This is a genomic window from Arthrobacter sp. UYCo732 (assembly GCF_040547265.1).
Lineage (GTDB): Bacteria > Actinomycetota > Actinomycetes > Actinomycetales > Micrococcaceae > Arthrobacter.
Genome location: NZ_JBEPPJ010000005.1, coordinates 110,194 through 130,772 on the forward strand (window position 1 = coordinate 110,194; position 20,579 = coordinate 130,772).

The following is a 20,579-nucleotide window of genomic DNA, read 5'->3' on the forward strand; positions in this document are numbered from 1 at the left end:
GTTACCGGCGGCCGGCGCCCTCCGCTTCAAGCTCGGCATCACGCGTGCCCGCCGGCACGGCCGCGTCCAGCTCCGGCCGGCCCAGCTTGCTCGGCCACCAGATGCGCGGGCCGATATCGTACGCCAATGCGGGGACCAGCAGCGAGCGCACCAGGATGGTATCCAGCAGCACGCCGAAGGCCACAATGAAGGCCAGCTGCACCAGGAACATGATGGGGATGATGCTGAGGGCCGCGAAGGTGGCGGCCAACACCACCCCGGCGGAGGTGATCACTCCGCCGGTGACACCCAGCCCCCGCAGGATGCCCGGCCTGGTCCCGTGCTTTATCGACTCCTCCCGCACCCGGCTCATCAGGAAGATGTTGTAGTCCACGCCCAGGGCAACCAGGAAGACAAACCCGAACAGCGGGACGGTGGCATCGGCGCCCGGGAAGCCCAGCATGTTATTGAAGACCAGCGCCGAGACGCCCATCGCCGCGCCGTAGGACAGCACCACGGAGAGCACCAGCAGGACCGGCGCCACCACGGAACGCAGCAGCAGCATCAGGATAAAGAGGATGACCACCAGCACCACCGGGATGATGATCACCAGGTCGCGCTGAGCCGTGGTGTTGGTATCCAGGGCCGTTGCCGTGACGCCACCCACCAGCGCCCTGGCGTCAACAGCCTTCACATCCTCACGCAAAGCTTTGACTATGCCCTCGGCCTCGATGGAATCAGCGGCGTAGTTGAGGGTGGCATTGATCAGCACCTTGCCCTCGCGGACATCGGGGTCGGTGGGAGCGCCGGGGGCTCCGGTGATGGGCACACTTCCCGCCGCCAACAGATACGCGTCCCCCACGCCGTCGGCCGCTTTGACCTTTGCGAGCACTTCTGCAGCTTTGCTTTCGTCCGCAACCACGACGGCGGGGCTGCCGCTGCCGGCGTCGAAATGCCGAGCCAGCGCGTCCTGCCCGTCAACGGCGTTGGATGCGGTGAGGATGACATCCGTCTGCGGGACGCCGTTTGCCTTGAGCTGGAGGATGCCTGCCGACGCCATCAGCAACAAGAGGACCGAAGCGATCCAGACGGTGCGCGGACGGCGGGAAACGAGCGAAGCGGTAGCACGCCAGATGCCCTTCTGCCCTTCCAGCCCGGTGACGAGTTCGGGTTCCCGCTGATCCTTCGGGACCAGCTTGGGACGGAACGGCCAGAAGGCTGCGCGGCCCAGGAGCGCCATCAGGGCGGGCAGCAGGGTGAGGGCGGCGAAAAGAGCGCAGAGGATGCCGGCGGCCGCCACCGGGCCCAGGCCCTTGTTGGAGTTCAGATCCGAGAAAAGCAGGCAGAGCAAGGCGATAATCACCGTGGCACCGGAGGCAACGATCGGCTCGACGGACGTCTTCCAGGCCGTCAGCACGGCGGCGGTCCGGTTGCGGGTGTGGGTCAGGGCTTCCCGGAAGCGCGCCACATACAGCAGGGCATAGTCCGTGGCCGCGCCGATCACCAGGATGGACAGGATGCCCTGGCTTTGGCCGTTCAGCTGGATCCAGCCGAGCTTGGCCATGCCGAACACGAGCAGGATGGCTGCACACAGCGCAAACACCGACGTGAGCAGCACCGCGATCGGCAGGAGCAGGGAGCGGTACACGATCAGGAGAATCACAAAGACCGCAGTCATAGCCACGAGCAGCAGAATGCCGTCGATGCCCGCGAAGGCGCTGACCAGGTCCGCAGCCAGGCCGGCCGGCCCGGTGACGAAGGTCTGCATGCCTTCCGGAGCGGCCTCAGCGACGGCCTCGCGCAGTTCTTTCACCGCCTCCTTCACCTCGCCCGACGAATCGATCGGAGTGATGAACTGGACGGCCTTGCCGTCTTCGGACGGAATGGGCCCGACCACGGCACTGCCGAGCTTCAGTGCTTCAAGGTTTGCTTTCAGCGCGGCTGCCTCGCCCAGCTGGGCCGGGGTAAAAGCGGAGCTGTTTTCGATGACAATGACGGCCGGCACTTCGTTGGAATCACGGAATTTCGCTTGCCAGTCCTGCGCGGCTGTGGCTTCGGCACTGGCGGGAAGGAAGGAGGCCTGGTCGTTCGACGAGACCTCTTTCAGCCGGCCAAAGGTGGGTCCACCGATACCGGCGATCGCAAGCCACGTCAGCACCAGAAGCGCAGGAATGAGCCAGCGCAGCCAGAACGGGACCCGTGCGCTGTGTTGGGGACTGGGTTTCATGATTCCTGCCAGATTCGGGATAAGAGCAGTACAATTTATTCCATCATAGAGTATCTCCATAGTAGAGATAAGTGCCAGACTAAATTTATCCGGGGCCGCGCCCGGGGGTTCCGGTGAAGTAATATCCGTCAAGTCACCACCGGGCACCAGCCCGATGACGGAACCACCACAGCAGAGCGGAGGAGGAGAAACATGACGGACGAAGCGTTCCAGACCCCGCCCGACTCCGCACCCCTATCACTGGTCCGCCTGCTGCAGGACTTCACTCTTGAGGCCAACCGCTTTGTGGATACCGCAGGCGGCCGGAACGACATGCACCGGACCGACCTGAACGCGCTCGCCGTCATCATGCGCCACACCGCCAAGGGCCTGGTTGTCACGCCCGGCGTCCTGCGGAAGGAACTGCACCTCAGCTCGCCGGCCACCACTGCCCTCATCGACCGGCTGGACACCTCCGGCCATGTGGTGCGGGAACGCCATCTTTCGGACCGGCGGCAGGTCCAGCTCCGCATGACACCCAAAGCTTTCCAGGACGGCGGGGCCATGTTCATGCCGCTCTCGCGTCACATGGGCAATGCCATGGCCGCCTTCTCCCCTGAGGAACTGGACTTGGTAACGCGGTTCATGACCGCCATGGTGGAGGCCACCATGGCGGCCCGCCAGGAAGCGTCCGACGGCGGCCCTAACTCCCCCGCCGCTCCTCCCGCCTGATCCACTGCCGCCCGCCACGCCCGCCGTCGGACTGGCAGATAACGTCGCGAACTCCGCCAATAACCACGCTAAATGCGGGCCACTTAGGGGTAGCGTTTGCTTATGAGTGCGCAGCAGCCAGAAGACGATGATGTGTACACGCATGGCCACCACGAGTCGGTAGTCCGCGCCCACGCGTCCAGGACCGCGGAAAATTCCGCGGCCTTTGTCATCCCGCACCTGACGCCGGGAACCTCCGTGCTCGACGTCGGCTGTGGGCCGGGGAGCATCACGTGCGATTTCGCTGGGCTGGTGGCACCAGGAACGGTCACCGGCCTGGACCGGTCGCCGGACATCATCGCCCAGGCCACGGCGCTCGCCGCTGAGCGCGGGGTGGCCAACGCGGAATTTGTGGCCGGCAACATCTACGATCTCGACTTCGAGGACGGAACGTTCGACGTCGTCCACGCCCACCAGGTGCTGCAGCACCTGACCGACCCGGTGGAGGCGCTGCGGGAGATGCGTAGGGTGGCCAAACCCGGGGGGATTGTGGCCGTGCGCGACGCCGATTTCCATGGCATGAGCTGGTACCCGTCCTTTCCTGAACTGGACGAATGGATGGACCTCTACCAGCGGATCGCCCGTCGCAACGGGGCCGAGCCCGACGCCGGCCGCCGCCTGGTCTCGTGGGCCCAGTCCGCAGGTTTCACCGACGTCGCACCCTCCAGCAGCAACTGGCTTTACGCCACCGGGCAGCAACGAAGATGGCAGGCGCGCGTCTGGGGCGAGCGGGTGCTGCATTCAGCTTTTGCGGACCAGGCCTTGGAGTACGGTTTCGCGAACGCCGCTGACCTGGCAAGGATTTCCGCAGGCTGGCACCGTTGGGGGTCCACGGAGGACGGCTGGTTCCTGATCCCGAACGGCGAGGTCATCGCACGGGCGTAAACCTGTTCCGGCGGCTGCTAGCCGCAAATAGCCTCAAACCATGATTATTCAAGCAGGCTTCGACCTCCAGATTCTTGTCCGCCCGCTCGTTGTTCAGGAGGGAAGGGTCCTCCCCAAACTTGTGGTGATTGCACTCGATGCCGACATGCAGCTGGACGGCATCAAGGTCGCCAGCGACGAGTTTGCAGGATCATTGGAACCGCATTACGACGCGAGTCTGGACTGGATGGATCTAGACTGGACCAGATATTTTGCTATTGCCCATGCAAAATCTGGCCTGACAACGACTACTACTCCGAGTCTCCGATCCTGCGAGCGGCCAAAACATTGAAAGAGGCTGCAGCTCAGCCCGGCCTCCGAATGATCGGGCATTTTGGCCTCGACGAAACCGGCTACATGTCTGACGGGCCACACTCGTACTTCGACCAATACGGGACTCAGCGAGGATCTCCCATCCACTATGTCCCACTGGGTGAATTCAAGATACGGCAACTGTGGCTGACCCAATCCGGATGACAGATCTCCCTGAGAGCGAACGTCCTCGGGAAAGACTGCTCCACCTGGGAAGTGGAGCCCTCAGCGATGCGGAACTCGTGGCCATCCCGCTGACACGGACGAGGTCGACCAACTAAACGCGGTCACCATGGGGCAAATACAACGTCGAGGAAGCAAAACCCGGTTTCCCAAATGCTGAACAGCTGCCGTCCGGCGCCGGAATCGTGACGAGCTTCGCGCGGCAGGTAGCCCACCTTTATGCGCCCGAACTCCCGGTCTCCGACCCGCACACGCTGGCGGCGCGCCAGCTGGACTGGACGCACAAGGATCCTTTTGGCCGGATTCTCGCCACCCAGGCCATGGTGGAGGGATGACGCTGGTGACGGCCGATGAGGATCTTCAGGCTTTCGAGCCGCTGACCACCCTATGGTGAAGCGCCCCTAAACTTGGGAGGTGCAATTCTCCCTCTGGCTCGCCCTCGCGGGCGCCGGCGTCCTGATCAGCTTCACACCAGGGGCCGGCGCGATCAACACCATGAGCAACTCCCTGACATCAGGTTTCCGCCGCTCCATCTGGGGCATCCTGGGCCAGCAGGCGGCCCTGGTGATCCATGTAGTGATCGTGGCGCTGGGGGTGGGCGTCCTGGTGGCCAGTTCGCCCGTGGCCTTCAACGTGATCCGCTACGCCGGTGCCGCTTACCTGGTATATCTGGGCATCAGGCAGTTCCTCAGCAAGCCGGGCCTCGATCAGGAACAGGCTGCCGCACTCCGGAACGAACCTGCCGGGTCGATGTTCCGCCGCGGACTCTGGGTCAACCTCCTGAACCCCAAGGCCATCGTCTTTTTCCTCGCCTTCATGCCGCAGTTCATCCGTCCGGAACAGCCGCTCCTGCCGCAGTACCTGATGCTCACGGCCACCGTCGTGATGATCGACATCCTGGTCATGTGGTTCTTTTTCGCGCTGGCCGCCAAGTCCTTCCAGCGCTTCACCCGCAACGCCCACGGCCAGAAGATCCTGAGCCGGATCTTCGGCGTCCTTTTTGTGGCCGTGGGTGTTCTGCTTGCGCTGATCCACTAGCCAGGTGAGGCCCCAGTCCCGGGTCGTCCAATCGGATTGATTGACTGGAACAGAAACTTACTTCACAGATCCGTAAAGATCCGTGAGGTGTTGTTGGCCAGGAAAGCCTCTATAAAGCATGCTTAGCATCCTGAACTCATTGTCGAGCCCATACCGCGTCATCACCGTCTGCACAGGCAACATCTGCCGGTCCCCCGATGACCGAGTTGATGCTGGCCGCAGCGTTTCGGGCCGACGGCCTGGGCGGCCCGGGTCAGGGGCCGGCAAGACGTAGGCGTCCTGCTGGGCAGGGCGGGAGCGCTCTTCCTTCTTGTGAGTGGCTTCCTGGGCGGGCATATGGGGAGCGGCCGCCGTGCAGCCCCGCCCCGGCAACCGATCCAGCAGCAGGTACGCTCTATTTCATGACCCCCACACCTGTGATCATCGCCGTCGACGGGCGATCAGGCGCAGGAAAAACCACCCTGGCCATCGAACTGGCCGCACGGCTGCGGAACCATCACAAGGTGTCACTCTTCCATCTCGAGGACATTTACCCGGGCTGGAACGGCCTCACCGCGGGGATTGAACGCTACGTGTCCACTGTGCTCACCCCCTTGAGCCGCGGCGAAGCGGCCACCTGGACCAGTTGGGACTGGGCCAACCATTACGACGGCGACCTCCGGGTCACCCTGCCCGCTGAGATCGTGATCATCGAGGGAGTGGGTGCGGCCGCCGGGGGCGCCCGGCCGCTGCTCAGCGCCGTCATCTGGGCCGATTCACCCGACGATGTGCGCCGGCAGCGGGCGCTGGACCGCGACGGCGGTACCTATGAGCCGTTCTGGGAGCAGTGGGCGGCGCAGGAAAATGAGTGGCTCGCCGACGACGACGTCCCCGGCCAGGCCGAGATCCGCGTGCTCAATCACGCGGACGGGTCGGCCCCCGCTGACGTGCTGCAGGCACTCTCCTACCTGCCGGCACTCGGACCGGTCCTGGTTCCGGAACTTGCCGCCCGCCGGGGCCTGAGGCTGCGGGCCGAGCGGCTGGACTGCCGGCCGGACGCCTCCACCCTCTTCGCGACGCTGTACGGCGGCTCGACAAACGCCGTCTGGCTGGACTCCTCCAACGCCGGCCCCGCCGCAACCACCGGTCCCCTGCCAGGGCAGTCAGCACCTGCCGAACGCAGCCGCTTCAGCATCCTCACGGACGACGGCGGGACCTACGGCCAGTCCGTCACCCACCAGTCCGGCGAAAGCGTAGTTACTACCGGTTTCGCAACAGCACGCGTGCCGGGCCCGTTCTTCCGCTGGCTGGACACTGTCTGGGGGCGCCGGGATGTCCGCACCCCGGACGGTTACCCCGGCGACTTCACGCTCGGGTGGCTGGGCTGCCTGGGCTATGAGCTGAAGCGCGAAACCGGCGGTTCGGACGTTGTTGCGCAGACCCCCGACGCGGCGCTGATCTTTGCGGGCCGGGCTGTCGTTCTGGACCATATCGAAGGAACGGCCTGGCTCCTTGCGTTGGAGGCTCCCGACGCCGACAGCTGGCTGGCCGCTGCCCGAACCGCCGTCGGCCTGGCCGCCGCCGGGAGCAGCGGCAGCAACGGCGTCGTACTTCCCGGCGGGCCCGCGTTCAGCAGCCGGGACAACGCGTTGTCCTACAAGCAGAAAATCGCCGCCGCCCAGCACGAAATTTACGAGGGAAACTCGTACGAAGTGTGCCTCACCACCACGCTCACGGCCACGCTGCCGGCCGGCGCGACGGCCCCCTGGCCTACTTACCTGGCCCTCCGGTGGAAGAACCCGGCGCCGTTCGCAAGCTACCTGCGGTTTGGCGGGCTGACGGTGGCCAGCACGTCGCCGGAACGGTTCCTGCGGATCACGTCCGACGGCGGCATGCGCGCCGAACCGATCAAGGGCACCCGCCGCCGGGGCGCCGATCCCACGCAGGACAGGGAACTGCGGGACGAGTTGGCGGCATCTCTCAAGGACCGCGCCGAGAACATCATGATCGTGGACCTGTTGCGGAACGACCTCAGCCACTTCGCGGAACCCGGATCCGTCACGGTCAGCAGGCTGTGCGAAATCGAAAGCTACGCCACCGTGCACCAGATGGTGAGCACCATCGACGCACAGTTGCTGCCCGGTTCGCCGCGGGCCGAGGCCGTCGCCGCCTGTTTCCCGCCCGGCTCCATGACCGGCGCCCCGAAAATCAGCACCATGGCCATTCTGGACCGGCTGGAAGAGGGTCCGCGCGGCCTGTATTCCGGCGCGATCGGCTATTTTTCCCTAAACGGAGCAACGGATCTTGCCGTGGCGATCCGCACCCTGGTCACCGACTCCGGAACTGGTTCTGGCGGGGTAGGCAAGTCCGGGGACGACAGCGAAGCGGCGGCGACGGCGGAACTCACCCTCGGCGTCGGCGGCGCCATCACGGCCGACTCGGTGCCGGACGAGGAGTACGAGGAGATCCGTGTGAAGGCGCACGGTGTGCTTTCCGCACTCGGCGCGGAGTTCCCCACCACCTGAACCCGGCTGCCCCACCCGCCCCATCCCCAGAGTTTTTGTCCAGATAATGCGGGATAAACGCCTCAAAAGCCGCATTATCTGGACAAAAACTCCGAGAGCTACTGGACGGTCGCCGTCAGCCGTGCCACGTTATCGATGTAGCGGGCTGCGAGGGGGCGCTGCAGCCAGTCCTCAAGCTTGAGCTCATGGGAAATCCCGCGGTAGGTATTTTCCACCGCGCGCATCTTGTCCACGATGTCCGAGCCCATCAGCATGACCGAAACCTCCATGTTCAACGAGAAAGACCGCATGTCCATGTTGCTGGAGCCCAGGACGGCCACTTCGTCGTCGATGGTGAAGTGCTTGGCGTGCAGGACAAACGGCGCCTTGTAGAGGTAGATCCGGACGCCGGCCTCCAGCAGTGCCTCGTAGTAGGAGCGCTGGGCGTGGTGGACGAGGAACTGGTCGCCCTTTTCGGAGACGAACAGTTCCACGTCCACGCCCCGCTGGGCCGCGGTGGTGATGGCGTAGAGCAGCGAGTCGTCGGGGACGAAGTATGGGCTGCAGATGGAGATCCGCTGCTGGGCGGAGTAGATCAGCGTGTTGAAGAGGCGCAGGTTGTTTTCCGTAATGAACCCGGGCCCGCTCGGTACCACCTGGGCTGTGACGTTGCCCGGCTCCGGGTTGGCCGGGAGCTGCAGCTGGTGTTCGAGGTTCTCTTCGGTCTCGCTCAGCCAGTCGGTGGCGAAGACCACGTTCAGGGTGGTGACGATCGGTCCGCGCAGGCGCGCCATCAGCTCCACCCATTCGCGGCCGGCCTTGCGGTGCTTGGGGCTGTTGTAGGACGGCTCGATCAGGTTCTGTGAGCCCGTGAAGGCGACTTCGCCGTCCACCACCATGATCTTGCGGTGGTTACGGAGGTCAGGACGGCGCCACTGACCGTGGATGGGCAGCAACGGCAGCATGCGTTTCCACTGGATCTTGCTTGCCTTGAGCCGGGTCAAGAGGTTGCGGTACCCCTTGACCCGCAGCGTGCCGATGTGGTCGAACAGCACGCGCACTTCCACGCCCCGCTCGGCTGCTTCTTCCAGCGCTGTCAGCAGGTCGTCCGTGACGTGGTCCGTGCTCATGATGTAGAACTCGGCGTTGACGAATATCTTGGCCTCGCGCACGGCCTCGGTCATGCAGAGGATCGAGTCCGGGTAGCCGGGGATAAGGTCAACGGCGTTGCCGTCCACCATCGGCAGGGAGCCCAGCCGGCGGTTCAGTTCGCCGGCGGATTTGACCCACTCGGGGCCGGGGTAGTCACTTTGGACATCGGCCAGCGCAGAGATGTTGGCCCGAACCCGGGTGTTGACAATCTCCTGTTGCTGCCGGCGGCGGCTGGACAGCTTGAAGTTGCCGAAGAGCAGGAAGAGTGCCAGGCCCAGGAACGGCACGAAGAAGATCCCCAGCAGCCAGGCCATGGCCGTGGTGGGACGCCTGTTGCCAGGGATAATGCCCAAGGCCAGGACCCGGATCACCAGGTCTGCAATGCTCAGAACCACCACAATCCACGTCGGAGCGGTACCCACAAGCGAAATCGGCCACAACACTGGAAACCCCCGGGGTGTGCGCACCGGCGGACGGGTTCCGGCCGGGCAATGACCACAGCTTAGCCGCGCGCGGCCCGACTAAGCTGGAGCCATGACTTCTCGTGCGCCCGTGGTGCTTGTTTTCCTTGACCCCGCGTTCCCGGCCGGCCGGCTGGCGGACGCCTCGCAGCCACAGCTGCTGGTTACGGACCAGGGTGCCACACGCGGTGACGGGGTATTCGAATCCATGCTCGCGGTAGCCGGCGGTGTGAGGAAGCTGCAGGCCCACCTGGACCGGCTCGGCGGCTCGGCGGCGGCCCTGGACCTGGTCATCCCGGCTCAGGAACCATGGCGTGCGGCCATCGCAACGGGCGTGGAACAATACCGCCGCCAGCACCCGGCGCATTCTGCCGCCGAGGACGAGGTGGTGGTCAAGCTTGTGGCCACGCGCGGCCCGGAAGGCGCGGACTCCACCACCTGCTGGGTCCAGGTATCGCCGGTCGGCGCCCTGGGCCGACGCCAGCGCGAGGCCGGCATCGATATCATCCTGCTGGACCGCGGTTACAACAGCGACGTCGCGGAACGCGCGCCGTGGCTGCTCCTCGGCGCCAAAACCCTCTCCTACGCGGTGAACATGGCCGCCCTCCGGCACGCACACAAGCAGGGCGCCGACGACGTCATCTTCCTTTCCGCCGACGGCCGGGTCCTGGAGGGCCCCACGTCCACGGTACTGCTGGCGCACGTGGAAACATCCGACGACGGCGCAGGCGCCACCCGCACGGTCCGCCGGCTCATCACGCCCCAGCTGGACACCGGGATCCTCGCCGGCACGTCCCAGAGCGCGCTCTTTGGTGCCGCCAAAGCGGCGGGCTGGGAACTGGGCTACGGTCCGCTGGAGCCGCAGGACCTGCTGGACGCCGACGCTGTGTGGCTGATTTCCAGCATCCGGCTGCTGGCGCCCGTGAACCACATCGACGGCAAGGAAATCGGCACCCCGGCCTTGCAGAAGCAGTTGACCGCCGAACTCAACGCACTGTACGCAGGGATCCAGTAGGCAGCCAATGACCGTTCCCAGCGCTGGGATCCTGCTCTACCGGCACGCTGTGGAGGGCGGGCTGGAAATCTGGATAGCGCATATGGGCGGACCTTTCTGGGCCGGCAGACAGGCCCACTCCTGGTCCCTTCCCAAAGGCGAATACCAGGACGATGAAGATCCCCTGGCGGCAGCCCGGCGCGAGTTTACCGAGGAGATCGGCACGCCGCCACCGGACGTCGACTACTTTCTGCTGGGCGCATTCCGGCAGCCATCCGGGAAGGTCATCACCGTATTCAGTGCGGAGGAGTCCGGCTTCGAGCCAGGGGAGATCGTGAGCAACACGTTTGCGCTGGAGTGGCCCAAGGGGTCAGGCACAATCCGGGACTTTCCGGAAATCGACGACGCGCGGTGGGTCACCGCGACCGATGCCCGCAACAAGCTGGTCAAGGGCCAGCTCCCGATCCTTGACGCCCTGGCCGGGCGTCTTGAATAGCGCCACGGAACCTGAGGATGCGGTTCAACGCCCGGGCCGAAATGCCCTGTTGATCCGTACGCCGGGGCCGTAAGGTTTGGTTCATGAACCCGCACAGTGAGCCCATTACCAATTTGACGTTTGACGAATGCTGGGAATTGCTCGCCGATGAGGCCGTGGGGCGGCTGGCCCTCGTGGTGGACGGCCATCCGGAGATCTTTCCCATCAACTTCGTCCTGAATCGCAGAAGCATTTCCTTCCGCACAGCCGGTGGCACAAAACTCTGGAACGCGGCAACGGGGCGGCCCGCGGCCCTCGAGATTGATGGCTATGATCCCCACACGGAGGAGGCGTGGAGCGTGGTGGTGCGCGGAGACACAGAGGTGATCCAGGACCAGGCTGACAAGGACGCCGTTGATGAACTGAGCCTGGAGCCCTGGCAGCCAGGCCCCAAGGAGCACTACATCCGCCTCACTGCCAGCGCCCTGACGGGCCGCCGGTTCAAGGTCAACAAACCGGACGTCTGGAATACCAGGCTCTCGGACCGCCGTCGGACGTCGTTCGAGTAATCGAAAGGCACCCCACCATGGGCAACGACGCTCACACCCCCGTCATCCTGGGCGGCGCCCGCACCCCTTTCGGCAGGTTCCGCGGCGGACTGGCAGGGCTTTCATCCAGCGAACTTGGTGCCCATGCCATCCGAAATGCGCTGGAGCGCACGGGAGTGGCACCGGAGCAGATCCAGGCCGTGATCGTGGGCCAGGTTATCCAGGCGGGCGCCGGTCAGGGACCCGCCCGGCAGGCCAGCCTCGCCGCCGGGATCGGCTGGGCCGTGCCCACCGTGACCATCAACAAACTGTGTCTTTCCGGCCTGACCGCCGTGATTGATGCCGCCCGGATGATCCGGGCGGGCGAGGCAGATTTCATTGTGGCGGCTGGCCAGGAGTCCATGACCAACGCCCCGCACCTGTTGCCCCGGCTCCGCGGCGGCGTTGCCATCGGCGATGCGCCGTTACTGGATTCGCTGAACTTTGACGGCCTGCAGGACCCCCGCTCCGGCGAGCTGATGGGTTCCGCCACCGATGCCGGGAACGCCCGCCTCGGCATCAGCCGGACGGACCAGGACGCCGTCGCCGCCCGTTCCCATCAACGTGCGGAAGCTGCCCGGGCCGCCGGGATCCTGGCCGAGGAAATCGCTCCGGTGGAAGTCCCGCAACGCCGCGGCCCCGCCGTCGTGATTGATGCTGACGAGGGGATCCGGGCAAGTACGACGCCGGAGGCCCTTGCCGCGCTGAAGCCCGCCTTTTCCACGGCGGACTCAGCCACCATCACCGCAGGGTCCTCCTCGCCGCTGTCCGACGGCGCGGCCGCCGTGGTGGTGGCCAGCAAAGCCGCGGCGGAGGCGGCCGGGCTCAGCTGGATTGCGGAGATCGGCAGCCACGGCCAGACCGCCGGACCGGACGGCTCCCTGCACTCCCAGCCGTCCCGCGCCATTGAACGGGCCCTGAAACTCGAGGGGCTGACGGTAGCTGACCTGGACCTCATTGAGGTCAACGAAGCCTTCGCTTCGGTGGTGCTGCAGTCCGCCAGGGACCTGGGGATCGATGCCGAAAGGATCAATGCCGACGGCGGCGCCATCGCTTTAGGGCATCCGGTGGGCGCCTCCGGGGCCCGGCTCGTGCTGCACCAGGCGCTGGCTTTGAAACGCCGCGGCGGCGGCACGGGCGTGGTGGCCTTGTGCGGTGGGGGTGGCCAGGGCGAGGCCCTGATCCTTAAGTTGGGATGATCCCGAACAGGACGCGCTTTTTCACCATCAGCCACAGGAGACCCAGGATAGCCGCATACGCGGCCGTATTGATCAGGATGTCGCCCTGCCGCAGGGCCGGGATGTTGGCGATCACGGCGATTAGCACCACGTGCAGGATAAAGACGTACAGCGTGGCCTGCCCCAGCGGGATCAGGAACCAGCCCAGGGCCCGCTGTACCGGCTTCCAGTAGGCGGTCAGGAACGCGTAGGCGGCCACCACCAGGACCAGGACGTTGAGCAGCCTGCCCGGATCCAGGTAAGTGCGGGCAAAGAAGGCGTCGTACATGGCCCGGTAGGCGGTGTCCGGGATGATGGCCAGGCGCAGGTCGAACCCGTTAGCCAGGTACGGGTTGCACCAGGACAGGAACGCGGAAGCGAACGCCAACACCGTGGATGCCACTACCACCCAGTGGTGCGACGACAGCCAGGCGACGATACGGTTTCGGTGGAAACCCGCCACCAGGCCGATGACAAACAGCACCTGCCATACGAGCAGCGGGAAAGAATCCTCGAACTGGGAGGGCAGCAGCCTGAAACGGGTGGCCGCACCCACTGCGTAGAGGCCCAGCGTCGCGGCGAGGACCCACAGCGCCTTGCCGCGGTTGAGGGCGGCCAGGATCAGGGGGCTGGCCAGCAGCAGCACCACGTAGAGGCCCATCACGTTGAACTGCCACGGACCGAACTGCAGGAGGACGATGGCGGGCAGCACCTGGGCGGGCACCGGGAATTGCAGGAGCGTTTCCATCCCTGCGTACAGGTCGTAGGTCCGGCCCACTGCGTTGTGTCCCGCACCCCCGGTTCCCTGGTCCGCGTAGGTGGTCAGCGCGTCGGTTTGGAAGAAGGGCAGCAGCGAGAGCAGGAAGACCCCAACAAGGACCGCGAGCGCCGTCACGTACAGCTTGCCCGCGCGCCGGGACGTCAGGTCCACCACGTTGCCGAAGTCGTTCTTCACCCGCGGGCCGTAAACCATGCCCACCACCAGGCCGGAGAACAGGACGAACAGCTCTGCCCCGGAAACAAATCCCACCGCTTCCTGGGTCAGCAGTTGGAACAGCGACGTCATGCCCAGGTGGTTGACCACCACAAAAACAATGGCCAGTCCCCGCAGGAAGTCCACGCGGGAATCGCGTTTGGACGGATCGCCATAAGCCCAGGCGCCAACCGCGCCGACGCGCCGCGGCAACTGCCACAAGGCAACCAGCAGGATCACCATGGCCGCGGCGACACTCCAGGCTGCGGCCCCGGACAGGGAGTTGGCCCGCGTGGCCTGCTGGCCCCCGCTGATAGCCGTCACCGGGCCGGTAGTCAGTCCGGACCGAACCAGGCTCTCCCCCGCAGCTCCGGCAATGCCGGAGTTGCCGGTGAGCCGCCAGTCGATACTGACCACCCCGGTATCCCCGGTGCTGGTCCGCTCGTCCCAGACGACGGCAGCGATCCTGGCGAATTCTGCGGACGTGGCCGATTTGAGGGTTTGGTCCCACCAGGACGTTTTAATGTCGGCCTCTGCGGCGCCGCCGGAGGCAGGGCTGTAGAAGGCTGCGGTCTGGAGGACCAGCGGTTTGTTCCGGGCAGCGGCATACGTGGCGTAGAAGTCTTCGCTGCCGGACTGCGTCAGCATGGCGGACAGCTCGCCGTCCGCGGGAACGGTGTTGACGGCGGAGTTGCCGCCGGTGTCATCGTGGTAAGCCGTCAGCCCCACCCAATCCACGGCGTCATCGCCCGGGTAGTACGGAGCGTAGGCGGCATCTGCACTGTTCCAGCTTCCGTCGCCGTTGGTGTCCAGCAGGGCGAAGCCTTCGGACCCGGGGGCCGGGGCGTTCCGGTGCCGTTCAAAAGGGTAGTCCCGCCCAAGGTACGGTTGCCACACCATTACCGTGCCGGCGTCGTCCGCAGTTTTGAACTCTGCGGCAACGTTCCGGAACGCCGACTTGTAGGCGACCGGCTGCTGGCCCCAATCCACCCAGCTTGAGTTCATGTCCGGGGCGAACCGGACCAGGAGCGTACCGCGGAAAGCTGACGCCAGGTCCTCAACCTTGGCTGCAAAGGCTCCAGCGGCAGCGGCGTCCACCTGGTCCAGCGCCGCCGTGGGCCGCACGGTGAGCATGGCCTGGGCGCCTTGGCCAGCGGCTTGGCCGAGGAATTCCCGGATGTCCTGCTCCTCGCCGGAGCGCACGGGCAGCGAGATTTCGTGGCACAGCAGCGCCGGCGAAGATCCCAGCCGCTCGGCAAAACCCTGCGCCGAATCGTCGCCCCACTCCAGGACAGCTCCAAGCAGGGGTTTGCCTTCCGCCGGCTCAGGCTCGGCCGCGTGGACGGAGCCCGCGGTGAGCAGGCTGAACAGGACGAGCAGGGCCGCCAGAAGTGCGGCCGGTAGCGGGCTCCGCAGTCTGGGTACGGCCGACGGCGGTACGCGCCTTAGTGCGGTTGCTGTTGGCATGCTGGTGTGGACCCTCCCCCAGTGCAGCTGCTTCAGTGATGGTGGCCGGTGCCCCCGCCAAACTCTATCGGTCTTCGCTGGCCGGTCGGTTTCGACCCGGGGCCATTCGGTTTCAACCCGGCGCCGTCCGGCTGGCCCGGCGACCTCCGGGTCAGCCGCCCAGGATTCACCCCGGTGTCGTCGCACCAGTCCAGGTTGAACGGCTGCGCGGTGACCCCGGCTTCCCCCGGGCCATGCCTGCCGGGACGGTGAACACGAAAGTGAAGCCGCCGTCGTCGGTCATGGGTGCGAACTCCTCCAGCACCGTGGTGCCATGGGCATCCAGCAGTTCCACGGAGACCTGCGCACAAGGGCCGTAGCCCGCATCGCAGGCCGCGACCGGGGCGCTGACCGCTACCCGGTCACCGGGTTTTGCCTCCGCCGGCGTCACGGTGATCGCAGGCGGCATGCACGGCGGCGGCGGCCCGAAAACGTTACGGCAACTGCCCAGCCCCACCGTCGCGAGTGCGGCACACAGCCCCCCAGGATTCGATTGTGCCGCCAGCCCGCAGGTCACGGAAGCACGCGATGGTTACGGAACATGACAATGGCGGCAGTGTAGACGGGCACGGCGGATGTTACGTTTTTGGTGAGTAATGAGAACCGGTGCCAAGCCCTGACTGGCCGGTCGGCAACCCTCCCTTTCGCGGCGGGGTGCCTCAGGTGAATACTCGGCATATCGACCCATTCGAGCTGCAAGCGTGAGAGAAGGAGATCCGTCGTGTCTGACGCACCTGCCCCTGAAGAAAAACTGTCCTACCGGCTTATCACAGGCCCGGATGACCGGGCCTTTTGTGAACGGATATCCGCCGCCCTGGCCGAGGGGTATGTGCTGCACGGCAGCCCCGCCGCCACGTTCAACGGCAACGCCGTGATTGTTGCCCAGGCGCTCATCCTCCCGGCCGCGATCGCCAGTGCGGATGCCGCCGTCGCCACGGCAGTGGAAGACCTCGAGTTCGACGGCGAGGGCCACGCGTGAGCTACGCCGGAGACCTGACCCCGCAGGAAGCCTGGGCCAAGCTGGAACAGGGCGCCATCCTGGTGGACGTGCGCACAGAGGGCGAGTGGGCCCACATCGGCATCCCGGACACCGCGTTCGCGAACGACAAGCACAACGATCCCCTGTTCATCCAGTGGACGTTCCCCGGCGGCATTCCCAACGCTGCTTTTATCGCCGACCTCAGGCAACAGGCCCCGGCGGACGACGGCACGGAACTGGTGTTCATCTGCCGTTCCGGCCAGCGCTCCGTCGCCGCCGCGATCGCCGCGACGCAGGCCGGGTTCACCTCCTACAACGTCCTCGAGGGCTTCGAAGGCGAGCCGGACCGTTACGGCGACCGCACCGTCAACGGCTGGAAAAACAGCGGACTGCCCACCAACCCGGGAAGCCGCTAAATGACATTCAACGAAGACGCCGAGGGCTGGAGCGCAGACACGCAGGCTGTCCGCGGCGGGCTGGACCGCACCCACTTCCAGGAGACCACCGAGCCCATTTTCCTGAACTCCGGCTTTGTGTACGAGTCGGCGGCCGCGGCCGAGCGCGCGTTCACCGGCGAGGATCAGCGGTTCGTCTACTCCCGCTATGGCAACCCGTCCGTGGCCACCTTCCAGGAGCGCCTCCGCCTGCTCGAAGGCACCGAAGCGTGCTTCGCGACGGCGTCGGGCATGTCAGCAGTGTTCACCGCCCTGGGTGCCCTGCTGGCTGCCGGCGACCGGGTGGTGGCCGCGCGGTCGCTGTTCGGCTCCTGCTTTGTGATCCTGAACGAGATCCTGCCGCGCTGGGGCGTGGAGACGGTGTTTGTGGATGGCCCGGACCTGGACCAGTGGCGCGCCGCGCTGTCCGAGCCCACCACTGCGGTGTTCTTCGAGTCGCCGTCAAACCCGATGCAGGAGATCGTGGATATCGCCGCGGTCAGCGAACTGGCGCACGCCGCCGGGGCCACCGTCGTCGTCGACAATGTCTTTGCCACTCCCCTGCTCCAGCGCTGCGGGCAGTTCGGCGCGGACGTGATTGTGTATTCGGGCACCAAGCACATGGACGGCCAGGGACGGGTGCTGGGCGGGGCGATCCTGGGGACGAAGGAATTCATTGACGGCCCGGTCAAGCAGCTCATGCGGCACACCGGCCCGTCCCTCTCCGCGTTCAACGCCTGGGTGCTCACCAAGGGCCTGGAGACCATGGCCCTGCGCGTGAACCATTCCTCTGCGTCCGCGCTGCGGCTCGCCGAATGGCTCGAGCAGCAGCCGGCCGTCAGCTGGGTCAAATACCCGCTACTGAAGTCGCACCCGCAGTACGCTTTGTCGGCGAAGCAGATGAAGGCCGGCGGCACCGTCCTCACCCTGGAACTTGCGACGGCGGGTGGCCGCTCGGGCAAGGACGCCGCCTTTGCGCTGCTGGACGCCTTACGGATCATCGACATCTCCAACAACCTGGGCGACGCGAAGTCCCTGATCACCCATCCGGCCACCACCACCCACCGTGCCATGGGCCCGGAGGGCCGCGCCGCGATCGGGCTCAGCGACGGCGTGGTGCGCCTGTCCGTGGGGCTGGAGGACGTGGACGATCTCATCGGCGATCTCGAGCAGGCCCTGAAGCAGGTCTGACGGCGGTCAGGCTGCGGCCTGGGGCTGGCGGAGTTCCCGGGCCGCAGTCTGGCGGACCGACTCGGTCAGCTGGTTGAGCACCGGGGCTGCGAGGCAATGCTGCTCCGGAGGAGCTGCATCCCTGGACCGGCCCGGGCGTTGCGGTCACTGCGGCCATCACCGCTCCTGTCCGGAGCAAACGGGTGGAATGCTGTTCATCCTCGCGGTGGATTCCAAAGCAGGCGCCGAGGTCCGCCGGAAGGCTTGACGGCGCCGGCAGGAACCAGATGGACAGCGAGTCGGCATTCACCACCAGCGGGATGGGGCGCCCGGTGTGGACCCGCTGCCGCCGAGCTCCTGCAGGCCATCCCATTCCAGCTGCCCTCATCGTGGCCATTGGCAGCCAGAACGCGTTCGTGCTGCGGCAGGGCATCCGCGGCGAGCATGTGGCGCCGTCGTGCTGGTCTGCAGCGTCTCCGATACGGTCCTCATTGCGGCCTGCATCGCGTGTGTGGGGGCGCTGTTGCAGTCCAATCCCGTGATCGTGGACGTGGTCCGTTTTGCCGGGGCCGCCTTCCTGGTGGAGTACGGCGTGATGGCGGCGCGCCCCGCGGTCCGTCCGGGGGCGTTGACGGCTTCGGGGCGGCAGCCGTGCTGCTCACGCTGGGGATCCGGCTGGCCGTGGGCGCCTGAGCGGCGCTGCGCCTGTTGCGCCTGGTGGTGCCGCTGCGCCTGTGGAACCCAGGCGGGTTGGACGGTCGAACCTGTTCGCCCGTTGACCGGGGCGGTGCCGCGGGGTATTTTCATGGTCATCTCCGCGATGTTGCTGGGCCACCGCATCCGCCGGACCGGGAGCAAGCCATGCACTCATCCAACGCCCAGACAGCGAACAAACCCTACAGGCGGGCCGGCACGGTCATCGTTGCCGCGAGTTGCTGCTGGGGGGTGGGGATCTCTTTTGTGGGCATGGTGCACGCCACGAAGGACCCGGCATTGCGGCTGGCGATGCTGCAGCGCAGCCGCGGACTTTGGGTGGCCGGGCAGTTCCTGGCAGCGGCCGGCACTGCTGCGGTACCCGTCGGCTTCGTCCGGTTCGCCCAGGCGATCAGGTCCGGTCCCGCCAAGAACCTCGCCTCCGGAGCCGCAGCCGCCCTGCTCGCAGGCGCACCGCTGTTCGTTGTTGCCCTTGCCGAGCGTGCCTCGGATCTGGAAAAGTTCGCCTACCGCCGGGGGCCGAGCTGGCCGTTCCTAACTTACGCCGGTCTCCATATCGGCGCCCTCGCGGCTTTGGCGCCCGGGCTCCTGCTGTCGCCGGTGAAACCCTGGACCGGCATCATTGCGGCGGCCAGTGTTCCCGTCTTCGGCGCCATCCTGGCGGGCACCAAGGACATCCCGCCGTTTGTTTTTTATCTGGTGGAGGCCGCGGTGGGAGCCCAGCTGATGCGGCATGAGGAAGCCGAGCTACCGGCGCGCAGCCAGAGCGGCCTCGAGCGCGGACGCTGAGGCGGTGCTGCTGTTGATCCGCCAGTCAGTCTCCTTGTTGAAGTTGAACCAGACGAACCCGCTGACGTCCGGCTGAGTCTGCAGGTAGGAAACCAACGCCGTGTTCCAGTCCGGCTTGCTCCCGCCGGTCTCCGTGCTGGCCGTTTCGGTCATGACGATTTGTTTGCCGGGGGCGATGGTCCGGAGCTGTGCCAAGTGGGGCCCGAACAGCGCAGCCGGCATCTGCCAGGAACTCCAGGCCTGGGTGGCGCCCCAGTTGTACGCATCCAGTCCCAGCGTATCCACGTAGGGATCTCCCGGGTACAGCAGGGCCGGATCCACGGATCCGCCGCCATTGGGTGCCCACACCCAGTTCACGTTGTTGGCGCCGGCCGCACTCACCAGATCGTGCACATGACGCCATGCCCGGGCGTAGTCGCCGGGCTGGTTTCCGTTGACGGCTTCGCACCACGGGTACCAGTTGCCGTTCATTTCGTGGGCGAACCGGAGCATCAGGGGCTTGCCCCAGGCGGCCAGGGCTGCTCCCCACTGGCTGATGTAGGGGTCGAAATCCCCCGCGGCGACGCGGGCCAGCGCGTAGGCCGGCTGGGTCACCCCGTTGCCGGCGATCCAGGGCTCCCACGTCACGAGCGGAACCGCGCCGCGGTTCACCACGGCATCCAGTTCCCCAACCGGCGGGGCCTGGCCAAAGTCCTTGTAGGACAGGACAATGCCAGGACTTTCACCAACGAGGGCCGCGACGGCATCAAGCTCCGCCCCTGCCCCCGCGCCACCAGGGGTGGCGACGCCAAAGCGGAGGAAGGCCGTGCTGACTTTGGGGACGACGGCGAGGACTGTGAAAATCGCGGTGAGCGAACTCCCACCTACAGTCACTGTCAGTGGTGCCGGCCCCTGCGCCGTTGGGGCTATGGTGGCCTGTGCGCTGAACGCCCCGGATTTCGTGGTTTGAAAGGTCACGGTCATGGAGCCGCCGGTGACGCTTCCGGCCGATGACTTGGGAAACCCGGATCCGCTCAGAGCCACACTGGTCCCCGCAGGACCGGAAGCCGGCAGGAGGGTGACGGCAGGAGCGGGGGCGGCGGAGGCGGCCGTCGCACTGAGTCCGGCGCCTACGGCGGCAAGTCCGAATCCCAGCATGGCGCTGCGCCGCGTGAGGTGTTCCATGGGTCCCCTTTATCTTTGTGCGCACAATGATGTTCCGTGCGCACAAAGACGCCGTTGGCCAATAGTAA

20 protein-coding genes, 1 pseudogene and 1 riboswitch are annotated in these 20,579 nt (G+C 66.1%); of the genes and pseudogenes, 16 read left to right on the forward strand and 5 right to left on the reverse strand.

The window, feature by feature from the left end; all coding sequences use genetic code 11:
* Position 1 precedes the first annotated feature (1 nt).
* On the reverse strand, positions 2-2,206 hold the full coding sequence (locus ABIB45_RS10040) for an MMPL family transporter (RefSeq protein WP_354215705.1): 2,205 nt from the start codon (positions 2,204-2,206) through the stop codon (positions 2-4).
* Between the two features lie 192 nt (positions 2,207-2,398).
* Between ABIB45_RS10040 and ABIB45_RS10045 the strand changes: the two genes are divergently transcribed.
* The 7 genes from ABIB45_RS10045 (at position 2,399) to ABIB45_RS10075 (ending at position 7,917) form a co-directional block, all read left to right on the forward strand.
* Positions 2,399-2,917: a MarR family winged helix-turn-helix transcriptional regulator gene (locus tag ABIB45_RS10045; protein WP_354215706.1), complete on the forward strand. Its 519-nt coding sequence runs from the start codon at positions 2,399-2,401 to the stop codon at positions 2,915-2,917.
* Positions 2,918-3,019: 102 nt separating this feature from the next.
* Positions 3,020-3,841, forward strand: coding sequence for a methyltransferase domain-containing protein (locus tag ABIB45_RS10050; protein ID WP_354215707.1), 822 nt, complete (start codon positions 3,020-3,022; stop codon positions 3,839-3,841).
* Positions 3,842-3,881: 40 nt separating this feature from the next.
* Positions 3,882-4,172 (forward strand): hypothetical protein, encoded by a 291-nt coding sequence (locus ABIB45_RS10055; protein WP_354215708.1) that lies wholly within the window; start codon positions 3,882-3,884, stop codon positions 4,170-4,172.
* 181 nt (positions 4,173-4,353) lie between these two features.
* The gene (locus ABIB45_RS10060) at positions 4,354-4,473 is read left to right on the forward strand and encodes a UPF0758 domain-containing protein (RefSeq protein WP_354215779.1); all 120 of its coding nucleotides are present in this window, start codon (positions 4,354-4,356) and stop codon (positions 4,471-4,473) included.
* Positions 4,474-4,560: 87 nt separating this feature from the next.
* Positions 4,561-4,710: a hypothetical protein gene (locus ABIB45_RS10065; RefSeq protein WP_354215709.1), complete on the forward strand. Its 150-nt coding sequence runs from the start codon at positions 4,561-4,563 to the stop codon at positions 4,708-4,710.
* A gap of 79 nt (positions 4,711-4,789) precedes the next feature.
* A complete protein-coding gene (locus ABIB45_RS10070; RefSeq protein ID WP_354215710.1) occupies positions 4,790-5,413 on the forward strand; it encodes a LysE family transporter in 624 nt (207 codons plus the stop codon).
* Between the two features lie 401 nt (positions 5,414-5,814).
* The gene (locus tag ABIB45_RS10075) at positions 5,815-7,917 is read left to right on the forward strand and encodes a chorismate-binding protein (protein ID WP_354215711.1); all 2,103 of its coding nucleotides are present in this window, start codon (positions 5,815-5,817) and stop codon (positions 7,915-7,917) included.
* Between the two features lie 98 nt (positions 7,918-8,015).
* Here the strand turns inward: ABIB45_RS10075 and cls are convergent, their stop codons facing one another.
* Entirely contained in the window at positions 8,016-9,488 is a 1,473-nt protein-coding gene (gene cls, locus ABIB45_RS10080) for a cardiolipin synthase (protein ID WP_354215780.1), read from the reverse strand.
* Positions 9,489-9,582: 94 nt separating this feature from the next.
* Here cls and ABIB45_RS10085 point away from each other — a divergent pair, with 94 nt between their 5' ends.
* From ABIB45_RS10085 to ABIB45_RS10100, 4 genes are all read left to right on the forward strand, one after another.
* A complete protein-coding gene (locus ABIB45_RS10085) occupies positions 9,583-10,524 on the forward strand; it encodes an aminodeoxychorismate lyase (protein WP_354215712.1) in 942 nt (313 codons plus the stop codon).
* 7 nt (positions 10,525-10,531) lie between these two features.
* Positions 10,532-10,999 carry an NUDIX hydrolase gene (locus ABIB45_RS10090; protein WP_354215713.1) on the forward strand — a complete coding sequence of 156 codons (468 nt, stop codon included), beginning with the start codon at positions 10,532-10,534 and terminating at the stop codon, positions 10,997-10,999.
* A gap of 83 nt (positions 11,000-11,082) precedes the next feature.
* On the forward strand, positions 11,083-11,547 hold the full coding sequence (locus ABIB45_RS10095) for a pyridoxamine 5'-phosphate oxidase family protein (RefSeq protein WP_354215714.1): 465 nt from the start codon (positions 11,083-11,085) through the stop codon (positions 11,545-11,547).
* 17 nt (positions 11,548-11,564) lie between these two features.
* On the forward strand, positions 11,565-12,764 hold the full coding sequence (locus ABIB45_RS10100) for an acetyl-CoA C-acyltransferase (protein ID WP_354215715.1): 1,200 nt from the start codon (positions 11,565-11,567) through the stop codon (positions 12,762-12,764).
* Here the strand turns inward: ABIB45_RS10100 and opgC are convergent.
* Together opgC and ABIB45_RS10110 are read right to left on the reverse strand one after the other, a co-directional pair.
* Positions 12,751-15,222: an OpgC domain-containing protein gene (opgC, locus tag ABIB45_RS10105; RefSeq protein WP_354215716.1), complete on the reverse strand. Its 2,472-nt coding sequence runs from the start codon at positions 15,220-15,222 to the stop codon at positions 12,751-12,753. The genes ABIB45_RS10100 and opgC overlap by 14 nt on opposite strands.
* A gap of 166 nt (positions 15,223-15,388) precedes the next feature.
* Positions 15,389-15,670 (reverse strand): hypothetical protein, encoded by a 282-nt coding sequence (locus ABIB45_RS10110; protein WP_354215717.1) that lies wholly within the window; start codon positions 15,668-15,670, stop codon positions 15,389-15,391.
* Positions 15,671-15,853: 183 nt separating this feature from the next.
* A riboswitch (SAM riboswitch) is annotated at positions 15,854-15,969 on the forward strand.
* Between the two features lie 13 nt (positions 15,970-15,982).
* On the opposite strand from ABIB45_RS10110, the gene ABIB45_RS10115 reads away from it, so the two are divergent.
* From ABIB45_RS10115 to ABIB45_RS10135, 5 genes and pseudogenes are all read left to right on the forward strand, one after another.
* Positions 15,983-16,240, forward strand: coding sequence for a DUF1737 domain-containing protein (locus ABIB45_RS10115; protein ID WP_354215718.1), 258 nt, complete (start codon positions 15,983-15,985; stop codon positions 16,238-16,240).
* Positions 16,237-16,656, forward strand: coding sequence for a rhodanese-like domain-containing protein (locus ABIB45_RS10120; RefSeq protein ID WP_354215719.1), 420 nt, complete (start codon positions 16,237-16,239; stop codon positions 16,654-16,656). Before ABIB45_RS10115 ends, ABIB45_RS10120 begins: the two co-directional genes overlap by 4 nt.
* A complete protein-coding gene (locus ABIB45_RS10125; RefSeq protein ID WP_354215720.1) occupies positions 16,657-17,865 on the forward strand; it encodes an O-succinylhomoserine sulfhydrylase in 1,209 nt (402 codons plus the stop codon).
* A gap of 436 nt (positions 17,866-18,301) precedes the next feature.
* Positions 18,302-18,433 (forward strand): annotated as a pseudogene (locus tag ABIB45_RS10130) (amino acid transporter); the annotation flags it as partial.
* Between the two features lie 272 nt (positions 18,434-18,705).
* The gene (locus ABIB45_RS10135; protein WP_354215721.1) at positions 18,706-19,347 is read left to right on the forward strand and encodes a hypothetical protein; all 642 of its coding nucleotides are present in this window, start codon (positions 18,706-18,708) and stop codon (positions 19,345-19,347) included.
* On the opposite strand, the gene ABIB45_RS10140 is transcribed toward ABIB45_RS10135, so the two are convergent.
* A complete protein-coding gene (locus ABIB45_RS10140) occupies positions 19,306-20,511 on the reverse strand; it encodes a glycoside hydrolase family 26 protein (RefSeq protein WP_354215722.1) in 1,206 nt (401 codons plus the stop codon). The two genes, ABIB45_RS10135 and ABIB45_RS10140, sit on opposite strands and share 42 nt — an antisense overlap.
* Between the last annotated feature and the right edge of the window lie 68 nt (positions 20,512-20,579).